Raw genomic sequence first — 19,970 nt, 5'->3', positions numbered from 1 at the left:
ATGAAAAAGGCAGGGTGTCTGAACCCTGCCTCCTTCAACTAAAGATCCGAATCAGCCCGTAACAGGCGTCCTCTGAATTATTTAGCAGCGTCACCGCCGTGTGCTTTGGCCAAGGCCTTGGCGTGGGTCAGGTGATCTTCCAGCTTCGGCAACGTAGCGGTCGCGAACGCTTTCAGATCAGCGTCTTTGCCTTCAGCGGCTTCTTTCTTGAACAGCTCGATGGTTTGTTCATGGGCGACAACCTGGTTGTTCGCATACGCCTGATCAAACGACTTCGAACTGCGCAGCTCAAGAATCATCGCTTTGGCTTTGTCCATGAGCATGGCGTTATCAGACACTTCCAGCTTCTTGGTGTCAGCAATGCCTTTCAATCTGGTATTGGCGGCCGTGTGATCTTTGACCATCATTTCCGCGAAGGCTTTCACATCAGCGGAAGTGCCTTTCTCCAGCGCGAGTTTACCGGCTTCAACTTCTGCCACACCTTTGGCGGATGCATCTTCCACGAAGTCGTCGTTGTCTTGGGCTGCAAAAGCGCCTTGGCTACCGATAGCCATCAACAATGCGAGTGCGGAAGTCTGAATAAGATTTGCCATAGTGAAGTTCCTCTTCTGTCCTTGACGTGGCTTGAGTGCCAGCAACTAATCCGACGCACTGATCACATTAATCGTTCAGAGAATTTCATAACCAGCTGCTGTCAGGTCGCCTGTGGAACGCCTTAAACCGTCCGCAACTCTGTGTCAGAGCGATTCAAACCAGTCCCGATAAGGCGTATTCACAGCCTTGAAGCGATTGAAGTCCGCCGCACCGTCCGACCACCAGACCGCACCGCGCTCGCCCAGTGCAATCTTCGCCGCATTGACCAAGGCGCGAGCCGCCTGGAGCGCGGCAGCGTCATCGGCGCGTTTGGCGGCTTTGACGGCCTGCCGCGCCTTCATCAGCGCATTGACCCACTGCTGGCGCTCTTCTTCGCCGAGGGCCGGGTTGCTGCAGCGCCACAGTTGGCCCTTGACGACGAAATAGCGACCGTCCGGCGTCGTTGGGTATTTCACTGAATCCGCGTGACCGTCAGCACCACGGCAGCGATGCGGTCAGCGTCCTGGTACGTGTCGGTTTCCAGCTCTTCACCGAACACGTCAGGGTCCATCTCGCGATAGGACCAGGCGAGATCAGGACGATCAACGAGTGCGCGCGCCTGCTCGAGGAACAGATCAACGCCGTCGACCGAAGGCGCGCCGGTGTACAGCAATACGCTGCCGCCCGGCGCCAGTCGCTCAATGGCTTGCGCCAGGATGCGCACGGACAGCTCGGAGCCCAGTTGTTCGCCACCGTGGCGGTAAGCGCGTTCCTGGGTGTCCTTCATGTACGGCGGGTTGGCGACGATCAAGTCGAACTCCCCGGTGGTGCCCGCCAGGATGTCGCTGTGGTAGGCGACCACGTTGTCGGCCTGGGCCAGCGACGCGTTCACGGCAGTGAACCGCAGGGCAGTGGGGTTAATGTCAACCGCCAGCACACTCGCATCCCGTCGGGCACGGCCGATGAGGATCGCGCCGACGCCACTGCCACAGCCGATGTCGACGGCGGTACGAATCGGATGGGTCGAGGTGCGCAGGTGTTCTTCAATGGCCTGGGCAAAGCGATAGGTGTCGGGGCCGAAGAACACCGAATCGTGAGCCACGGTGGGGAAGGCGGAGTGGACGAACAGCAAGTCATCAAGGCTCGACCAACGCACTTCACTGACCCACATGCCGGCATGGGCCCGCAGCACACCCGCGGCAAGCAGCGCTTCGAGTTCGGCTTCGTCCAGCAACCCGCTTTCGAACGGGCGGCTCCAGCCGAAGACGTCGCGCAGGCTGCGGGCCTCGCGGTTCTGTTCACGGGCGTTGACCCGTTGATGGGTCAGCGGCGTGACCGTGGTGAAACGATAGCCGCCGTCCTGCAGACGCTGTCCCAGTTGGAGCAGCGCGAGGTCGTGGCTTGCGTCGGTCATTTCCAGCATGTCCGGCGCGGGCTGATCAAGGTTCGGTTCAAGCAGTGTCTGCTGGTTCATTGCGTCAGGCTTCCTTGCGCCAACTGGCGAGCATAGATTCGAGTGGCCGCCAGACCTTCAGGCGTTGAATGGGAATCGGGGGCGATCAGCTGGACCAGTCGCTCTAGCGGCAGAGACGGGGTATTGCGCGGCTGGCTGATGTCGGCCGCGGCCACCGGGCGACGGCGAAAGCGCGCGCGAAACGGATTGCTCCGCTCGGAGGCCTGCCAGTCACCGGCGATCCAGTCTTTGAGCAGCTGCATCTCATAGCCGCTGAACACACCGAACATCACGGCGCCGGGACCGTCGATCAGTTGCCAGAAGCGGCTGTCCTGCGGGTCTTGATTGCGCTTGATCCAGCCACGGTCCTCCAGCGCGCTCAACAGCTGGCGACTCTGGCCAGGGGTGGCGAGCCAGTCGTTGATGGTCCGGCCTTCAAGGCGGCAGTAATCGGAATGCATGTGCTGGCCGAAGGTGCTTTTGGTCTCCAGCATCGAGACCACTTCTTCTTCCAGATCGAAGGCGCGGACGATGTCGGTCGAACCAATGCCCAGATCATTGAGCAGGTAGCCTGCGCGCAGACGCTGGAGGAACTCGTCCTTGCTGTCGTCGTTCGGCAACAGATCCAGCACGGCCTGCACCGCCTTATGGGCGTGGCCGGAGCTGGCGTTGTCGATGGTCACGTGCAAGGTGAAATAATACGGGTCGATACCCAGTTCACTCAGCTCGAAGGCAGTAATCAGCAGGTGCAGCGGCAGTTGTTCGTAGCCCAGGTTATAGCCCAACACTTCCGGCAGGAATTCGTCGCTCAAATGGCCGAGCCCAAGTTGAATGGCGCCTTGCAGATAGAGCGCATCGTCCAGTGGCGCGATGGGCGCGCAATCGTGTTCGGTGAGCAAATTGCGGTACAGCACGACGTGATTCAGCGCAGGCTCGCCGTCGCCCAGCTCTTCAAGGTAGGTGCGGATAAGGCCGTGATAGCGCCAGTCGTTGGCGTGCTTCACCGTGCCGTACAGCCAGGCGCCATCTACCAGCTTGCTCGGCGCAACACTTTGCAGAAAGAACAGCGCGTGAGCTTTGCTGGTGAAGAACTTCCTGGGCCCGCCGGCGCGGCGTTCCTCGAGATAGACGCCATACTGCTCGGCCACGGAATGGCTGTTACTGGCCACCCATGCCGACAGATCGTTGAGGTCAGCAGGCAAGTTTGACGGCAGCGTATTCGCTTTCTCCAGGTGCTCCTGGAGGAAGTCGCGAACGTTGTCCCACTCGCTGTCCACCTGTCCGCGCAGCAGGCGGGCGTACAGCGAATGGTGGGCGCCGTTGGATAGGTGCGCCGTGGCAGAACGCTCGGACAGTAGCTGTAAAGAGGTCATGGGTAGCCTGCTGACTTTTCTTGATATGTAGGTCAGAGGGAGGCAGTTCGCGAAAATTCCATCGAGTTGCAGGGCAGTCGATGATCGACAGCTGTCGGGGATGAACGGCGCGTAGTTCGATTCAATCGACGCCGCGTGGCCTGAAAATCGTACAGCTTGACCGGACCGCCGGGAGGGTAGCGGCCACAACAAGCCGGCTCCTCCGGGGTTTGCGTCTGCCGCTGATGCCTAAAATGGATCGTTGTAACCGTCTGCTTTTAGTGGGAGCGGCTTCAGCCGGGAACAGGCCATTGAGTACGCAACGGATTTTGCGGTGAGGCATCTGACGTCTTCCCGGCTAAAGCCGGTCCTAAGAGGGATATGCGGTCGCGCCGTCCGGATTTCAGTCAGTCACATCGCATGCACGCGATGCTTTTAGTGGGACGGGCTTCAGCCGGGAACAGGCCATTGAGTACGCAGCGGATCTTGCGGTGAGGCATCTGACGTCTTCCCGGCTAAAGCCGGTCCTACGAGGGATATGCGGTCGCGCTGTCCGGGGCTCAGTCAGTCACATCGCATGCACGCGATGCTTTTAGTGGGACCGGCTTCAGCCGGGAAGGAGCCGGTAGGTGAGCGATCCATAAAAAAACGGCCTCCATTGCGGAGGCCGTTTTTGTGTTACGCGATCAATCAGGCAACGAGGTCAGTGACGTGCAGCTCCTTGACGCCGACCAACTGGATTTCGAAATCCGGGGTCGCGTCGGCGTTGATGCTGCCGTACAGAATACCGTCAGCGAAGCGGATTTGCCCGGTCGCGTCGTTGCTGTCAAAAGCATTGCTGCCGATGAAAGTAAACGCGTCGATCCCCGGGGTCTGCGGGTTGGCGTCCAGGGCGCTGAAATCGAGCAGGTCGCCTTCGGCGCTCTTGAAGCCGTTGATCACGTCGCGCAACGCCCCGACGCCCATGTCGGCGATGGAGTCGAACACGTAGGTGTCCGACCCGGTGCCGCCGGTGAGCGTGTCAGTGCCAGCGCCGCCGATCAAACGGTCATTGCCCGAGCCGCCGATCAGCGTGTCATTGCCGGCACCGCCGTTGAGCACGTTGGCGCCGCTGTTGCCGGTCAGGCTGTCGTCGAAGGCGCTGCCGATCAGGTTCTCGATGCTCTTCAGCGTGTCCAGGCCTGAGCCCCCGGTGTTCTGCTGGGCCGAGGTCGACAGGGTGGCGGTGATGCCGGCCTGCGCGCCGTAGTAGGACACCGTGTCGTTGCCGCCGCGCCCGTCGAGCACGTTATCGCCGCTGCCGGCGAACAGCACGTTGTCCAGGGCGTTACCGATGCCGTTCGCCGCGTCAATGCTGTCGATGTACAGGTTTTCGACGTTATTGCCCAAGGTGAACGTCGCCAGGGTGCTGTGCACACTGTCGACGCCGCCGGAGACGCGATCGGCGTTGCTTTCGATCACGCTGTCGCCGCTGTCGTCGACGTAGTACGTGTCGTTGCCGTTGCCGCCGCTCATGCTGTCGGCACCGCCTGCGCCGTCGATCACGTTGGCTGCCGCGTTGCCGGTGATGAAGTTGCGCAGCTCGTTGCCGTTGCCGTCGATGGCCGAAACGCCGGTGAGCACCAGGTTTTCCAGATTCGCGCCGAGGGTCCAGCTGACCGACGCCTGCACGGTGTCGATCTGCGACGGCGAGTCGCTGCTTTCGGTGATGCTGTCGAAGGCGTTGTCGACGATGTAAATGTCATTGCCGTCGCCGCCCGTCATGCTGTCGGCGCCAAGGTCGCCGTCCAGCGTGTCATTGCCGGCCGAGCCCACCAGGGTGTCGTCCTGGTCGGTGCCGAAGATCAGGCCGCCTTCGTTCTGCGCGCCGTCGAAGATGGCCTGCACGCTGTTGTTGTCGCTCGGGTCGCCTTTGAAGCCCAGGTCGTCGGCGATGTAGTCGGCCAGACGCTGACCGACGATCTCGGCAGACTCTTCGTGCAAGTGCCAGACGTCATCGGGATAGACCAGCGGGTCGACCTCGTGGCGCAGGGGCAGGTCGGTGTAGTCCACCGCAATCTTCACGTCGTCACGCTGGGCGGCAATCGCTTCCTGGGTGGCACGGACATAGCCGACGCCCTCGACGATGCCGGCGATCTTCTCTTCCGAGAAACCGCGGGCGCGTGCTGCGTCCTGGTCGTAGTGGCCGGTTTCCATCATGTAGACGTTGAAGTTGCCGAACTGCGCGTGCAGGTAATCGAACACCGACAAAGTCGCGGCCTTGTACGCCGCCGCGGCGGCCTCTTTGTCCGAGGCGCGAGCGATTTCCTGCGCTGCTTCTTCGCCCTGGCCCCAGATGATGCCCATGGTCACGTTGTCGACCGCTTTCAGCTCGGTGAGCTGGTCGTTCAACAGGGCCACGGCGCGCAACAAGGCAGGGCCCGGCTGGTCGGTGTCGGTCAGCCACCAGCACAGTTTCAGTTCGTCGGCGCTGAGGGTCGACATGCCGTTGACGGTGCTGCCGCCCACCGCGATATCGATGCCATTGCCGTCGGCGTCGTTGAACTGGCTGCGCACGTCGTAGGTGGTGTACTTGCTCAGGCCGTCGACCAGCATGGTGGTGCCGGACTGGCTGTCGTCTTCGGTCATGCGCAGCAGACGTGCGTTGGACTGGCCCAGGGTCGGCAGGAACAGGATGTCCTGGTCGGCCCGGGAGCCGAACACGAAATCGTCCGCCGTGAGGGTGTTCACGTAGTTGCCGCTCAAGGCGATCTCGAAGCGGTGACCGTCGGCGTCAGGGACGCTGGATTTGATGTAGGTCTTGTCGCCGGCTGCGTTCAGGCTCAGGTACAGCGTGCCGTTGCTGCCGTCGCCCAGGCCGAGGAAGCCCAGGGCGGAGACGTCGATCTTGTCCACGCCGTGGGTGAAATCGTAAACCGTGTCGGTGGCGGTGACGCCGCCGGTATTGTAGTCGCGGTAGCTGTCCTGGACGCTGGTGTAGCGGAAGGTGTCGGCACCGTCGCCGCCGTACAGCGAGTCGCGACCTGCACCGCCGTCGATGATGTCCGGCCCTGCGCCGGCGCGAATGGTGTCGTTGCCGCCCAGCCCGAGGATCAGGTCGGCGCCTGCGGTGCCGGCGATCGCTTCGCCATTGTCGGTGCCGGTGATGGTGCTGGCCGGCGCATCGGCCACGGCGAGGGCAAAGCTGTCACTGACGGACGCGCCCGACGGATCAGTCGCCTTGATCAGCAGGGTGTAGTTGCCTGAGGCAGTGCTGGTGGGCGTGCCGCTGAAGGTCAGGCGGGTGCTGTCGAAGCTGAGCCAGTCCGGGAGGGCGCTGCCATCGGCCAGGGTCGCGGTGTAGGTCAGCGTGTCGTTGTTGCCGTCGGAGAAGCTGTTGCTGGTGACCGCGTAGGTGAACGGCGAGTTCTCCGTCGCATTCTGGTCCAGCAGCGGAATCACCACCACCGGCGCCACGTTGACGGGCACGTTCTGGCTGGCGAAGACAAAGTGACTGGCGTTAAGGCTGCCGGCCAGATTACCCGCCAGGGACAGTTCGAAACGGTTGCCGCTGGCGTCCGCGACGTTGTCTTTCACGTAGGTGCGGTTGGTGCTGGCGTTGTAGGACACCTGCAGCGTGCCGTTGAGGCCGTTGCCCAGGCCGCTGTAGCCGAGGGCCGAGACGTCGATCTTATCGGCGGCGGCATCGAAATCGAGGATCTGGTCACTGGCGCTGGTGGTCGCCGTGCGGTAGCTGTCCTGGGTCGACGTGAAGCGGAACACGTCCGCGCCCGCGCCGCCGGTGAGTTTGTCGGCACCGGCGCCACCGATGAGCACGTCGTTGCCGTCGCCACCATTCAGGGTGTCGTTGCCCGCGCCGCCGAAGAGCTGATCGTTGCCGGTGGTGCCGGTCAGCGTGTCGTTGCCCGGCGTGCCGTTAACCTCGCCCGGCGTGACTGGCACGTCCTGCACGGCGAGGGTGAAGCTGTCGCTGACCGTGGCGTTGCTGGCGTCGCTCGCGGTGATCTTGATCGCGTAGGTGCCCGACGCGGTGTTGCCCGGCGTGCCGCTGAAGGTGCGGGTCACGGCGTCGAAGGTCAGCCAGGCGGGCAGGGCGGTGCCGTCGGCCAGGGTGGCGGTGTAGCTGAGGTTGTCGTTGTCCGGATCGGTGAAGCTGGTGCCCGGCACGACGTAACTGAACGGCGTGTTCTCGGTGGCGTTCTGATCCAGCAGCGGGTTGGCCACCACGGGGGCCTGATTCACGGTAGGTGCGGTGGCGAACACGAAGTTGGCGCTGGTCAGTTTGTCGAGGTAGTTGCCCACGAGCGCGACTTCGAAGCGGTTGCCTTCGGCGTCGGCGTTCAGCGATTTGATGTAGGTCTTGTCGCCGGCGTCGTTGAGCACCGCGTAGACGGTGTTGTTCATGCCGTCGGCAAGGCCCGTAAAGCCCAGCTTGGAGAGGTCGATCTTGTCGGCGGTGACGTCGAAATCAGTGATTACGTCGCCCAGATTCGCGCCGCCGGCGTTGTAGTTGCGGTAGCTGTCGGTGCGGCTGGAGAACACAAAGGTGTCAGCGCCGGCGCCACCACTGAGGGTGTCTTGCCCGGCGCCGCCGTCGAGACGATCGTCACCGCCGCCGCCCGCCAGGCTGTCATTGCCGGCGAGGCCCAACAGGGTGTCGGCCCCGTCAGTGCCCTGCAGCGAATCGTTGGCCTCGGTGCCGGTGAGGGTGCGATTGAAGATGAAGTTGTCGGCGGTCAGCGCGCTGACCAGGTTGCCGGCCAGGATCAGTTCGAAGCGATTGCCACTGGCGTCGGCGTCGTAGTCCTTGATGTAGGTGCGGTCGTTGCTGGCGCTGTAACTCACCTGCAGGGTGCCGCCACGGCCATTGCCCAGCCCGGTGAAGCCAAGGCCCGCGAGGTCGATCTTGTCCTGGGTCGGATCGAAGTCGGTGATGGTGTCGTCGAAGCTGGTGGTCGCGGTGCGGTAGCTGTCGGATTCGCTGGTGAAGCGGAAGATGTCCGCGCCTGCGCCCCCGGTGAGCTTGTCGACCCCGGCACCGCCGATGAGGATGTCGCTGCCGGCACCGCCGTTGACGGTGTCATTGCCTGCGCCGGCGTAGAAGATCTCGTTGGCGTCGCTGCCCAGCAGGGTGTCGTTGCCGTCGGTGCCTTGCACGGCCACAACGGGCACGGTCGCGCTGACGTAGCTGCCATCGCCGTACAGCAGGGTGTCGCCCTTGGTGGTGTGGCTGATGGTGTTGCCGATGATAGCGTTGCGGTCGGTGCCGTCTTCGTTGCGCTCGGCCACGCCATAGGTGGACAGCGTGCTGCCGGTGATGGTGTTGCCCTGAACGGTGTTGTCGCTGCCGTTGAAATACTTGCCGGAAACGCCGTTGCTGTCGTCGTAGGACTGAATGATGATTTCCGGTACGCCGCCGCCCAGCGAGTTGTTGCTCAAGGTGTTGTTGATCACGTCGACGTTGCTGCTGCCGTAGATGCGCACGCCGGCGCTGGCGTTGTCGTGGATGTCGACGCCGGTCATGGTGACTTCGCTGGAGAGCTTGATCAGCACGCCTTCGGCACCGTTGTTGTAGACCTCACCGCCGGTGATGGTGATGTTGTTCGGCGAAGGGATGTTCTCGCTGCCGCGCTGCACGACGATGCCGCCACCACCGTTGCCATAGGCGACGTTGTTGCTGAGGGTGAAGTCGTGGCTGCTGGTGACCACGTTGAAGCCGTGACGATCGTTGTCGTAGGCGATGTTGTTTTCGAAGGTGCTGTCGCTCAGGAAGTCAGCGACGAAGCCGTCCAGACCGTTGCCATGGGACACGCTGTTCTTGATGACCATGTTCACGGTCTGTTCGTGGGGGTCGAAGCCGTAACCGGAACAGTCCTTGATCTCCACGCCGTCGAGGGTGACGTTGGAGTCGTAGCCTTCCTTGCCGGGAATGAAACCGTTGAACCAGCCATCGATCTTGCCGGTGGTGTTGTCGCGGTTGCCGTCGATGGTGAGGTTGCTCAGCCCGAAGTCGTGGGTTTCTTCGCCGTAGGCGGAGCGGATAACGCCGGTGATTTTCGTGTCGGAGCCATCCGCGACCTTGATGTTCGAGACGCCCATGCCGTCGCCATACATGTAGACGTTGCTCTTGAGCATGAGGCAGCCGTCAGACGGTTCCTCACCGCCCGACACGATGTAGGTCCCGGGGGGTACATAGACTTGTCCTCCGCCAGCCGCCGCAGCTGCATCAATCGCTTGTTGGATGGCCGCGGTGTCGTCAGAGACGCCATCTCCTTTGGCGCCAAAATTTTGGACGTTATAAATCATGTACTTATCTCCGGTCACAGGCTGAGGTCACGCTGCGTGCCAATTTCCAATCGGCACTGCAGCAGGTATGACCTAACTGAACGGAAAAGTTGTCGCCGTATGTCGGGAAACCGTCGTTTTGTGACGGCCGGCACATTTGGGTGGTTTTATGCGTCACCTAATTGACGTTTTGGGGGCTGTGCTTTTTTGGCACTTGAGGGGCGGGGGGTTGCTGCGAACGATGGGTATCGTTGGGTAGGAATGCAGGTCAATTGGTAGGACCGGCTTTAGCCGGGAAGAGGCCTGCGTGTACACCATCAATTTTGCGGTGTGGCATCTGACGCTTTCCCGGCTAAAGCCGGTCCTACAGGGGGCTCGCGGTCATTCAGGGGGAACGCGGTCGATTGGTAGAGCTCGTTAGGCCACTTCCGCCGGGGCGCAACGCAGGCAGTCGCGGCCTTCACCCTTGGCGACATAGAGGGCCTTGTCGGCCATGGCGATGAGCACTTCGGCGCTGGTCTGCGGTGCGCTGGCGATGGCGACGCCGAGGCTGATGGTGACTCTGGCGCCATCGCCCAGCACCGGGTGTGGCACGTTCAGCGCGGCGACCGCCGAGCGCAGGTTTTCCGCCAGCGCCCTGGCCTGGGCCGGGTGGGCGTGGGTCATGAGCACCAGGATTTCCTCGCCGCCGAAGCGGAAGGTCAGGGCGTTGGCTTTCTGCGCAGTGCGCTGAATCACGCCACTGAGCAGCCGCAGGCAGGTGTCGCCCTGCATATGCCCATAATTATCGTTGTAGGATTTGAAGTGATCGATGTCCAGCAGGATCACCGCGACGTTCATGGGCGTCTGCGCCGCACGGCTCCACAACGAGGCCAGCACCTCGCCCTGAAAGCGCCGGTTGAACAATTGCGTCAGTGAATCGATGCGCGCCAGTTCCACCAGCTGCGCTCGCAGCAACTGCCCGCGCAACGCAAACAGATAACTCAACCGGCTGCCGTGTTCCAGAAACCACGACGCCATCATCAGCAACGCCGCGGTGGAGAAGAACAACAGCGCATTGGCCTGCCAGATCTGGAAGTCAGCGAAGTCAGCCAGGTAGGTTGTCACCAGCTGGATGACCAGCATGCACGCCATGGCCACCGCTGCGCAGCGCACCGGCACCTGCTGGATCACCGTGCAATACACCATGATCAGCAGCATCCCCAGTTGATAGTGCAGGCGGAACGGACTTTCGCTGTAGATCATCGCAATCAGGGGCATCACCGAACACGTCACGGTGCCGATGGCTGCCGTCGCTTCCACGATGCGCCGGGTGCTGGCACGCCGCGCGATGACCAGCAGAATCATAAAGATCGGTGTCATCAGGCAGACACGGCCCAGCGCCACGTAGGTAAACATATCGTTCAGGCTCAGCCAGTCGCTGACCATGAACAGGTTGTAGATGAGGATGCCGCCAATGCCCACGGCGGACAGAAACTGGCGGCGTTGCTCAAGCGTTTCGGCCTCGTAACGACGCTCCAGCTCGGTGCTGAAACGCAGGCTGCGAAAGCGCGACGCGATGGTGCGATCGACCTCGGCAAGAAGTTGCGCGTCATGGGGGCCAGGTCGATCGAGGACAAAGGAAAGCATGTTGCACCAAAGGGCTGGGTTACCGGACTAAGACAACATGAGTGATGTCTTAGTGCCATCATTTCGTCGGAGCGCTGATTTCGCAAGGGCTGACCGATCAAGCGTCAGGTTTGCGACGAACAGTGCTCCGCTTTGCCTCAGATACGGAAACTGCCCACCAGCTGCGTCAAGCGCGCCGACTGACGTTCCAGGTCAGAACAGGCGCGCAGCGTGGCTTGCAGGTTTTCCACGCCTTCCTGGTTCAGCGTGTTGATCTCGGTGATGTCGACGTTGATCGCTTCGACCACCGAGGTCTGTTCCTCGGTGGCGGTGGCGACCGACTGGTTCATCGCGTCGATCTCGCCGATCCGCACCGTCACGCTTTCCAGGCTGGTGCCGGCCTGGTTGGCGATGCTCACGCTTTCGTGGCTCTCGCGCTGGCTGTCATTCATGATTGCCACCGCTTCACGGGCGCCGTGTTGCAGCTCCTCGATCATTTTCTGCACCTGACTGGCCGACTCCTGGGTGCGATGCGCCAGGCTGCGGACCTCGTCAGCCACCACGGCAAACCCGCGCCCGGCTTCCCCGGCGCGCGCGGCTTCGATGGCAGCGTTGAGCGCCAGCAGGTTGGTTTGCTGGGAGATGCCGGTGATGACTTCGAGGATCTGCCCGATGTTGGCGGTCTTGGTGTTGAGCTGTTCGATCTGCTCGCTGGCGCCGCTGATGCGCGTCGACAACCGGTTCATCGCCTCAATGTTCTGACCGACCACGGCCTGCCCGTTGGACGCCATGTTGCGGGCGTCGCTGGAATGGCCCGAGGCCATGGCGGCGTTCTGCGCGATTTCCTGCGCGGCAGCGCCCAGTTCGTTGATGGCCGCCGCGACACTGCTGGTGCGGTTGGCCTGCTGGTCGGAGTTGAGCATCGAGGAGTTCGAGGCGCTCACCACCCGCAACGCGACTTCGTTGAGCTGCACGGTGGAGGAGGCCACTTCGCGCATCGAGTCATGGATCCGCTCCACGAACAGGTTGAAGCCGTTGCCCAGGTAGCCGAATTCATCCTGGCTGAGGACCTCCAGACGTTTGGTCAGATCGCCTTCGCCCGCCGCGATGTCGTGCATGGCGCGGCCCATGGTGTTCAATGGACGCATCAGCACGCTGAGCAGCACGCCCAGCAGTAGAATGATCAGCACCACGGCGATGATCGTGGCGATGATCGCAGAGTTACGGAAATCGCCCAGTGCGGCGTAGGCCTGAGCCTTGTCCACCGAGATGCCGACGTACCAGTTGACCGACGGCAGACCATTGACGTGGACGAAGGTGAGGATTTCCGTCTTGCCGTCGTGCTCACTTTCGCTGATGTCCTGGGACAGGCGCGGTGTGCCGTTCGGGTACACCTCGGCCAGGGTCTTCATGACCAGCGAGGTGTCCGGATGCACGAGGATGCGGCCGTTGGCGTCGACCAGAAAGGCATGGCCGTCGTTCTGCAGGCGCAGCGCGCTGATCATCTTCACCAGCACTTCCAGGCTCAGGTCGCCGCCCGCGACGCCGGCCACGCCGGAGGGGCCTTTGACCGGCGTGGCGATCGTCACGATCAGGCCTTTGGTGACCGCGTCCAGGTACGGCTCGGTCAGGGTGGTCTTGCCGGCCTTCAGCGCGTCGGTGTACCAGGGGCGGGTGCGCGGATCGTAATCGCCGGGCATGTCGTCGGGCGGTTGCGTCACGAACGAGCCATCGGCCTTGCCCAGATAGATGCTCATGAACGTCGAGATCAGCGTCGGCTGGCCCAGCAGACGATTGAACACGTCGGGCGACGGCGACACCGCGGCGCCCTCGGCAACGTTTTCCACCAGCAGGATGCGTCCCGACATCCAGTTCTGGATGTTACCGGCCGTACTCTCGCCCGTCTGATTCAGACTTTCCCTTAACTGATCCCGAATGGCCGTCCGTTGCAGATAATCGTTGTAGAGGGTGAACAAGGTAAATGCGGCGATCACCACCAGCGAGGCCGCCAGTAGAATCTTGTGACTGAATTTCAGGGATTTTGTCATGCCGTAGAGCCTTCAAGCGATTGCAGGGAAAGGATTGCAGTCTGTCTGCCGGTCTATCGGCGAGCGGCGCCATAGATGAATGGCTTGCGGGTTAAAACAGGCCTCTGCCTCGCTGGAATCTGACAATCGGTCGTGTGATACCGATGGTGTGTCATGAAAGGGTGGTAGGCGAAAGGTATGTAAAGCGAGGAGGTAGGCAAGGGGAGCTGGATAGATACCCAAAATAGAGGGCTGCAAAAGCAGCCCTCTGGCGTCCGCCCGGCGTTGGCTCAAGGGTCAGGCACGCCCCTTGCCGCTTGCCGCTGGAACCTCAGCCCCATGGAGCTTCAGCCCTCAAAGCGCCTGACTGTAAACCAGCGCGTAGGACTCGATCCCGTCATTGGGCTCTTTGATCCCCGCGTTCGAATAGTGCGTCACGCGTACACCCACGCGCTGGGCGTCGCCGAACTTCAGGCCGGCGCCGAGGCGGTCTTCAAAGTTGAACGCCGAGCCAAACGTCTGATCGCCCGCGGACGCGCCGGTAAACAGCGAAACGCCCACGCCCGCTTCGATAAACGGTTTGACCGGGCCGCCGCCGAACTCATAAACGAACACCGGGGCAAACGACGCCGAATGGCGAGCGCCGGCCTGTTTGCCCGCTTCCCAGTAGGTGTAGCCCAGATCCCAATAGCCGGTCAGTTTGCCGGTGGAGCTTTCCAGCCATGCCTTGTCCCAGTCGAAACCCAGGGCGACGCGGCCGGTCAAGCCACCCTGGCTGGTGGCACCCAGTGCCCCGGAGATTTGCGTGGCATCAGCATGGGTGGCGAAAGTGGACAGACAAAGGGCTGCGAGCAGTAGCTTTTTCATGGTGGAGGTAGCCAAGAAGGTCAGTGGAACCGGGGGGGGTAAATCACCCGAACGGATGTAGGGCATAATGCCACTACTAAAGTTCCATTGGCACTGCGAAAAATTGCTTTGCCGTGTGGCGTTTTTGCACGCCCAGCTGCCTTACCCCGCTGCCGAGCCTTTGGACATTTCAACGCTGCCGTTGAATAGAAGGCGTGATTGATCGAAATAGTTGAGGCTCAGCAGAAGAGATATCTGCTTTCGCAGCGGTCGATCACGGTCAACAATCCGTTCCTATCATTCCCGTCCCAAGGATCGACCATGAGCCTCTCGCCATTTCACCTCGCTATTCCTGTTTATGACCTCGCCGCCGCGCGGCACTTCTACGGCGACGTTTTCGGTCTTTCCGAAGGCCGCTCCAGCGAGCAGTGGGTCGATTTCGATTTCTACGGCCATCAACTGGTCATCCATGAGCACCCGAAAACCGCTTCCCAGGAATCCGTGCATTCCAACGCCGTGGACGGTCACGACGTGCCGGTTCCGCATTTCGGCATCATCCTGCACTGGGCGGAATGGGAAGCACTGGCGGAGCGGCTGCGCGCCCGCGAAACCCGGTTTGTGATCGAGCCCTATATCCGTTTTCAGGGCCAGGTCGGCGAGCAGGCGACCATGTTTCTGTTCGACCCGTGCGGCAACGCCTTGGAATTCAAGGCCTTCAAAGACATGAGTCAACTCTTCGCCAAATAGCCGTCTGCAGATGGCCCTCAGCGCGCCGGCTGATTCAGCGTGTCGATGACGCAACGGCGAAACAGGTCCAGCAGTGGCGTGTGCCGCTGCAGGTATTTGCTCACCAGCACGATCTCGCGGAAGAAGGTCATCTCGCCCAGATCAATGATCCGCACGTCCTGCGCATGCTCCAGCCACAACCCGGCCATGGGCACCAGCGCTACGCCGAGCCCGGCGCGGACCATTTTGACGATGGCGTCCAGCTCGTCGAGCTCCAGGGTTTGCCGCACCTCGAGCTTGCGCTCGCGCAGAAACTGCGTCACCCGGCGCCCGCCGAACGAGCGTTGATCGTAGCGAATGAAGGGGTGGTCGCTGAGAATCTGCCGTGGGTCGTCGCCTTGCATGTTCGCCGGCGTGATCAGCACGAACGGCTCCTTGGCGATGACTTCCGCGTGCAGCTCCTTGGGCAGCGCGAACGGCGGTTTGATCATGATCGCCAGGTCGAGCTCGCCGGCGTCCACCTGGCTGAGCAGGTTCAGTGACACCCCCGGCACCAGACTGGCTTCGATAAAAGGCGCCTTGCTGCGCAGTGCCACCAGGGCTTGGGGCAAGATGCCGGTCTGCGCGGTGCTGATGGCGCCGATGCGCAGCGCGCCACGAAAATCGTTGGCGCTGTCGGGGCTGCCCATGCGCCCGAACAACTGCAGCATTTCTTCAGCCAGTGCGACGGCGCGCTGCCCGGCAGCGTTGAGGGTGGCGGCGCGGCCGGTGCGGTCGAACAGGGTCACGCCGAGGGTGTCTTCGAGGTTTTTGATCTGCGCACTCACCGCCGATTGCGTCAGCCCGACCTCACGTCCGGCCGCCGCAAAGGTGCCTCGCCGCGCGACGCAGACAAAGGTTTTCAACTCTCTGATCATCGTCAGGTCCTGGGATGGGGATTCAAATCGGGCAGGGCGCATGGGCAGCCGGCCGGCAGCGGATAGTAACCAGTGCCGTCGGCAAATAAAAATGCCGCCTCAAGGGGCGGCATTCTGTATCGCGTGACGCTTAGCGGTAGCGTTCAAGCCAGTGCGCGTAAGGCGCAGGCAGGGTCCACGACGCTTTGTCGACGCCCAGCTCTTTGGCGGCGAAATACGCCCAATGCGGGTCCGCCAGGTGCGCACGGCCGATCGAGACCAGGTCCAACTGACCATTCTGCACGGCGGCCTGGGCCAGTTTTGGATCGCCAAAACCCCATGCCGACGTCACCGGGATATCGGCTTCGCGGCGCACACGTTCGGCGATCGGGCCCATAAAGGCCGGGCCCCACGGGATGTTGGTTTCCGGGATGGTGAAACCGACACTGACGCTCAGCAGGTCGAGACCGCCGGCCTTGAAGCGGCGCGCCAGTTCGATGGATTCGCTGAGGGTCTGCTCGTCACGGCCGTCGTACTCGATCACACCGAAGCGCGCGGTCAGGGGCAGGTTTTCCGGCCAGACTTCACGGACGGCAGCGAGGGTTTCCAGCAGGAAGCGGCTGCGGTTGTCGAAGCTGCCACCGTAGGCGTCAGTGCGCTGGTTGGAGTGTTCGGAGAAGAAGCTCTGGCCCAGGTAACCGTGGGCGAAGTGCAGTTCGATCCACTCGAAGCCTGCATCACGGGCGCGGCGCGCGGCGTCGACGAAGTCCTGCTTGACCCGGGCGATGTCGTCGAGGGTCATTTCCTGCGGGACTTTCGGCAGGTTGGCGCCGAAAGCGATAGCCGAGGGCGCGATGGTCTGCCAGCCACGGGTGTCATCGGCGGCCATGTGGTCGTCGCCTTCCCATGGACGGTTGGCGCTGGCCTTGCGGCCGGCGTGGGCGATCTGGATGCCGGGGATGGAACCGGCGGCCTTGATCGCTTGCACGGCAGGGATGAATGCCTGGGCGTGCTCGTCGCTCCAGATACCGGCGCAGCCCGGGGTGATGCGGCCTTCAGGGGAGACGGCTGTGGCTTCGACGACGACCAGACCGGCACCGCCGCGGGCCATGCTCGCGAGGTGAACGTGATGCCAGTCGTTGATGACGCCGTTGTCTGCCACGTACTGGCACATTGGAGGAATGGCGATGCGGTTACGCAGGGTTACGTCCTTCAGCGTGAAGGGTTCGAACAATGCCGACATGGAAATACTCCTGATGATTGAATTCGCTTGTTCGATAGTATTCGAAATATGGCGGAGGATGAAACCCCCCGCTATGATGGGCGGCATGCGCGCCTTCAAACATCCGTTACCGACCGAACTCACACTTGAGCGTTTGCTTTACGCATTAAGTGACCCCGTGCGCCTCGAAATCGTTCGCTGTCTTTCCTCGGTGTCCGAGGCCACCTGTGGCGAACTCGACGGCGGGCGGCCCAAGTCCAGCATGTCCCATCACTTCCGCGTGCTGCGGGATGCAGGCCTGGTGCACACCCGCAATATAGGCACCACGCACATGAATTCCCTGCGCACTGACGAGCTGGATGCACGGTTTCCGGGATTGTTGCGAAGCATCCTGGCTCAGGATTGAGCGCGGTGGTTTTCAGATGTGCGGCGGGGAGGTTGCCCTGAAACAAAAATGGCCCGATCACAGGATCGGGCCATTTTTTTTGCGCTATACGCGACGCTTAGACAGCGCCGACGATCTTCGCAGCCGGTTGGGTACGACGACCCATAGCACCAGCGCCTGCCGCGACAAGGGCCGACACCACGAGGGTGATCAGCAGGATCCAGGCGGCGCGGGAAATGTTTTTCGCCGCCACGTCAGCCGCTTCACGGGCTTTCTGTTCTGCCTGAGCTTTCAGCTCCTGGTACTTGGCGTACGCCTGACGGTAGCTGGCCTGGGCCTGATCAACGATCTGGTTGGCTTCGGCGTCGGTCTTGTTGCCGCGGGCCTTGATCAGGTTGACGAACGCCTGGCGGTCAGCCGCATCCCACGCCTGGTCGCCCTTGGCTTTCAGGCGGTCCAGCAAACCGCTCAGTTGCTGGTCGGCCTGTTGTGGGGCTTCAGCACTGTGCTGGGCGGTGTTTTTAGCGTCTTCCTGGGTCGTGGCGACGTCTTGCTTGACCTTGTTCGGGTCCAGTTCAGGCTTGCCGGTCTGGCGCATGGCCTGTTCGATTTCACCCTGGATATCGTCCAGATTGAAGTCGATGCCCTGGGCCCGCAGTTGCTCCTGAATCTTGCCGCCCACGGCCGGGGCCACTTGTGCGATGCCGCTGCCCACTGCCGACAGGCCGCTGCCTGCCAGGTTCAGACCGCCCCGCACGACGCCGGTCACGGCGCTGGACACCAGGTAAACGCTGATCAGCGAAACACTGGCCCAGACCAGAATGCCGTGGAAGGCGCCTTCGCGATGGGCCAACCGGCCGGCGGCCCAGCCACCGATGAACAGGGAAATGACCATACTGACACCCAGCCAGATGCCAGTGCCTTTGCCCATGCCCGCCAGCGGGTCGGCTTCCTGCAACGGATCAATGCTGGCGCTGCCGATGGCGGTGCCCAGCAGGCTGAGCATCAGCGAGACCACCAGTGCGAGTACCACACCGGCCAGAATGGCGCCCCAGGAAATACGTTTGAGCAAGGGAGCAACAGCGGTGCCCCGGTAGACAGGATCATCGTAGCCAGCGGGCGTTACTCGGTCATCGCGAATCATAGTGGCAGTTCCTTTGGTCATTGGCAGAACGCAAGAGTCCTTGCGCGTAATTCAATGACACTCGGGCTTTTTAATTAGTTTTATGCAGGCGAAAAATAAAATGCTGGCAAAATGCCTAAACTTTAAAAATGCCGGAAATTCAAAGGCCTGCAAGCAGACTAAATTGGAATTAGTGCTATTCAGAATCGCGATATCGCGTCACCCCGCACACTGTCCTTAGCAACCGACCATGCCACCGTACTTATTTTTTCCGAGACATCCTGATGAATACCCTCACCGCCGATGACCGCACGCAGGTCACTCGGGAAGCCACCGTTGAATACTGGAAACACATCATCCCGATCGTGCAGATCGCTTTCGCGCTCCACGTGCTCCTGCTCGGTCTGTTCCTGATTGTGGATCTGCCCGTGATGTGGGTCACCAATGCAGTGAGCGTCGCGGCGTACATCGCCTGTCTGCTGGCGATCAAACGTCGCCTGTATCGATGCGCCGGCATGCTGATCTGCCTCGAAATCATCGCCCATGCGGCCATCGCCACCTGGGTTCTGGGCTGGGACAGCAACTTCCATCTGTACGTCTTCTGCATGGTGCCGATCATCGCCTTCGGCTTTCATTCTTCGCCGGCACGCCGCGGCTGTCTGAGCGCTGCCGTGCTTATTGTCACGGTGGGCGGGTACCTCATGCGCAACAAAGTGCCGGTGATCAGCGTCAGCGAACACGCCCAGGACCTGTTCGGCGCCGCCAACGCATTGACCGCTACAGCGTTGTTGCTTCACGCCACGGCGCTGTCGGTGCGTTTCAACCTGTCCATGCACATGAACCTCTATCACTCCGCCCACCGCGACAGCCTGACCAACCTCTACACCCGGCGGCGAGTGCTGCAGCGCTTGCGTCAGTTGGGCGGGGGCCGCCGCGAGATACCCACGGCGCTGGTACTGATCGACATCGATCATTTCAAGCAGATCAACGACCAGCACGGTCACGACCTGGGCGATGTGGTGCTGCAACAGGTGGCCGACGTCATCGCCCGGTGCGTGCGCACCACCGACATCGCCGCGCGCTGGGGCGGCGAGGAGTTTCTGGTGTTGATGCCCAACACCCCCTTCGAGGATGCGCGGCTGATCGCCGAGCGGATACTGGCGCACATTCGCGAGGAGGCCGGGGAGATCAGACAGATGAGCCTGACCCTCAGCGCGACCCTTGCGGTGGCCATCTTGAAAGACGGCGAGACGTTCCGGGATGCGCTGAATCGGGCGGATCAACGTTTGTATGAGGGCAAGGAGGAGGGGCGCAATCGGGTGATGCGGGCGGAGTGAGTGCGGTGTTGCCTCGGACGCTTTCCCGGCTAAAGCCGGTCCCACAAATGCGCGCGGTGTAGCGGCTGCTTTTGATTTCAGTGGGACCGGCTTCAGCCGGGAAGAGGCCGGTGCGTCCGCTAACAATTCTGCGGTGC

Annotated in this window: 14 protein-coding genes; 3 read left to right on the top strand and 11 right to left on the bottom strand. The window is 61.9% G+C overall.

The genetic code is table 11. The annotated features are described in order from the left end of the window. Positions 1 to 77: 77 nt before the first annotated feature. From QWI18_RS23270 to QWI18_RS23235, 8 genes are all read right to left on the bottom strand, one after another. Complete coding sequence (locus QWI18_RS23270; RefSeq protein WP_369319994.1) at positions 78 to 593, bottom strand: DUF4142 domain-containing protein; 516 nt, start codon at positions 591 to 593, stop codon at positions 78 to 80. Between the two features lie 144 nt (positions 594 to 737). Then, complete coding sequence (locus QWI18_RS23265; RefSeq protein WP_369319974.1) at positions 738 to 1,049, bottom strand: hypothetical protein; 312 nt, start codon at positions 1,047 to 1,049, stop codon at positions 738 to 740. Continuing rightward, positions 1,046 to 1,996, bottom strand: coding sequence for a methyltransferase (locus QWI18_RS23260; protein ID WP_369319993.1), 951 nt, complete (start codon positions 1,994 to 1,996; stop codon positions 1,046 to 1,048). Before QWI18_RS23260 ends, QWI18_RS23265 begins: the two co-directional genes overlap by 4 nt. A 47-nt stretch (positions 1,997 to 2,043) precedes the next feature. Beyond that, positions 2,044 to 3,399 (bottom strand): iron-containing redox enzyme family protein, encoded by a 1,356-nt coding sequence (locus QWI18_RS23255; protein WP_369319973.1) that lies wholly within the window; start codon positions 3,397 to 3,399, stop codon positions 2,044 to 2,046. 669 nt (positions 3,400 to 4,068) lie between these two features. Beyond that, positions 4,069 to 9,684, bottom strand: coding sequence for a putative Ig domain-containing protein (locus QWI18_RS23250; RefSeq protein WP_369319972.1), 5,616 nt, complete (start codon positions 9,682 to 9,684; stop codon positions 4,069 to 4,071). A gap of 396 nt (positions 9,685 to 10,080) precedes the next feature. Then, on the bottom strand, positions 10,081 to 11,292 hold the full coding sequence (locus tag QWI18_RS23245; RefSeq protein WP_065988804.1) for a diguanylate cyclase: 1,212 nt from the start codon (positions 11,290 to 11,292) through the stop codon (positions 10,081 to 10,083). A gap of 137 nt (positions 11,293 to 11,429) precedes the next feature. After that, positions 11,430 to 13,319: a methyl-accepting chemotaxis protein gene (locus QWI18_RS23240; protein ID WP_369319971.1), complete on the bottom strand. Its 1,890-nt coding sequence runs from the start codon at positions 13,317 to 13,319 to the stop codon at positions 11,430 to 11,432. 333 nt (positions 13,320 to 13,652) lie between these two features. Continuing rightward, a complete protein-coding gene (locus QWI18_RS23235) occupies positions 13,653 to 14,165 on the bottom strand; it encodes an acyloxyacyl hydrolase (protein ID WP_369319970.1) in 513 nt (170 codons plus the stop codon). Between the two features lie 300 nt (positions 14,166 to 14,465). On the opposite strand from QWI18_RS23235, the gene QWI18_RS23230 reads away from it, so the two are divergent. Next, entirely contained in the window at positions 14,466 to 14,891 is a 426-nt protein-coding gene (locus QWI18_RS23230) for a VOC family protein (RefSeq protein WP_369319969.1), read from the top strand. A gap of 17 nt (positions 14,892 to 14,908) precedes the next feature. Here QWI18_RS23230 and QWI18_RS23225 read toward each other — a convergent pair whose 3' ends face one another. Together QWI18_RS23225 and QWI18_RS23220 are read right to left on the bottom strand one after the other, a co-directional pair. After that, entirely contained in the window at positions 14,909 to 15,787 is an 879-nt protein-coding gene (locus QWI18_RS23225; RefSeq protein ID WP_192130286.1) for a LysR family transcriptional regulator, read from the bottom strand. A gap of 130 nt (positions 15,788 to 15,917) precedes the next feature. After that, positions 15,918 to 17,009 carry an NADH:flavin oxidoreductase/NADH oxidase gene (locus QWI18_RS23220; protein WP_369319968.1) on the bottom strand — a complete coding sequence of 364 codons (1,092 nt, stop codon included), beginning with the start codon at positions 17,007 to 17,009 and terminating at the stop codon, positions 15,918 to 15,920. Between the two features lie 85 nt (positions 17,010 to 17,094). Here QWI18_RS23220 and QWI18_RS23215 point away from each other — a divergent pair, with 85 nt between their 5' ends. Further along, positions 17,095 to 17,394: a helix-turn-helix transcriptional regulator gene (locus QWI18_RS23215; RefSeq protein WP_296313147.1), complete on the top strand. Its 300-nt coding sequence runs from the start codon at positions 17,095 to 17,097 to the stop codon at positions 17,392 to 17,394. A gap of 97 nt (positions 17,395 to 17,491) precedes the next feature. Here the strand turns inward: QWI18_RS23215 and QWI18_RS23210 are convergent, their stop codons facing one another. Next, the gene (locus tag QWI18_RS23210; RefSeq protein ID WP_369319967.1) at positions 17,492 to 18,517 is read right to left on the bottom strand and encodes a hypothetical protein; all 1,026 of its coding nucleotides are present in this window, start codon (positions 18,515 to 18,517) and stop codon (positions 17,492 to 17,494) included. Between the two features lie 263 nt (positions 18,518 to 18,780). On the opposite strand from QWI18_RS23210, the gene QWI18_RS23205 reads away from it, so the two are divergent. Further along, entirely contained in the window at positions 18,781 to 19,833 is a 1,053-nt protein-coding gene (locus tag QWI18_RS23205) for a GGDEF domain-containing protein (protein WP_369319966.1), read from the top strand. The last annotated feature ends 137 nt before the right edge of the window (positions 19,834 to 19,970 follow it).

Source organism: Pseudomonas sp. W2Oct36, assembly GCF_041060465.1.
GTDB lineage: Bacteria > Pseudomonadota > Gammaproteobacteria > Pseudomonadales > Pseudomonadaceae > Aquipseudomonas > Aquipseudomonas graminis_B.
The sequence above is the reverse complement of the archived record's forward strand: the minus strand, read 5'-3'. Positions and strand labels throughout refer to the sequence as shown.

Excerpts from the sequence above, each read along its gene's own strand:
- QWI18_RS23215 (WP_296313147.1), top strand. The coding sequence starts at position 17,095 with ATGCGCGCCTTCAAACATCCGTTACCGACCGAACTCACACTTGAGCGT.
- QWI18_RS23220 (WP_369319968.1), bottom strand. The coding sequence starts at position 17,009 with ATGTCGGCATTGTTCGAACCCTTCACGCTGAAGGACGTAACCCTGCGT.
- QWI18_RS23255 (WP_369319973.1), bottom strand. The coding sequence starts at position 3,399 with ATGACCTCTTTACAGCTACTGTCCGAGCGTTCTGCCACGGCGCACCTA.
- QWI18_RS23240 (WP_369319971.1), bottom strand. The coding sequence starts at position 13,319 with ATGACAAAATCCCTGAAATTCAGTCACAAGATTCTACTGGCGGCCTCG.
- QWI18_RS23245 (WP_065988804.1), bottom strand. The coding sequence starts at position 11,292 with ATGCTTTCCTTTGTCCTCGATCGACCTGGCCCCCATGACGCGCAACTT.
- QWI18_RS23250 (WP_369319972.1), bottom strand. The coding sequence starts at position 9,684 with ATGATTTATAACGTCCAAAATTTTGGCGCCAAAGGAGATGGCGTCTCT.
- QWI18_RS23225 (WP_192130286.1), bottom strand. The coding sequence starts at position 15,787 with ATGATCAGAGAGTTGAAAACCTTTGTCTGCGTCGCGCGGCGAGGCACC.
- QWI18_RS23270 (WP_369319994.1), bottom strand. The coding sequence starts at position 593 with ATGGCAAATCTTATTCAGACTTCCGCACTCGCATTGTTGATGGCTATC.
- QWI18_RS23230 (WP_369319969.1), top strand. The coding sequence starts at position 14,466 with ATGAGCCTCTCGCCATTTCACCTCGCTATTCCTGTTTATGACCTCGCC.
- QWI18_RS23260 (WP_369319993.1), bottom strand. The coding sequence starts at position 1,996 with ATGCTGGAAATGACCGACGCAAGCCACGACCTCGCGCTGCTCCAACTG.
- QWI18_RS23210 (WP_369319967.1), bottom strand. The coding sequence starts at position 18,517 with ATGATTCGCGATGACCGAGTAACGCCCGCTGGCTACGATGATCCTGTC.
- QWI18_RS23235 (WP_369319970.1), bottom strand. The coding sequence starts at position 14,165 with ATGAAAAAGCTACTGCTCGCAGCCCTTTGTCTGTCCACTTTCGCCACC.
- QWI18_RS23205 (WP_369319966.1), top strand. The coding sequence starts at position 18,781 with ATGAATACCCTCACCGCCGATGACCGCACGCAGGTCACTCGGGAAGCC.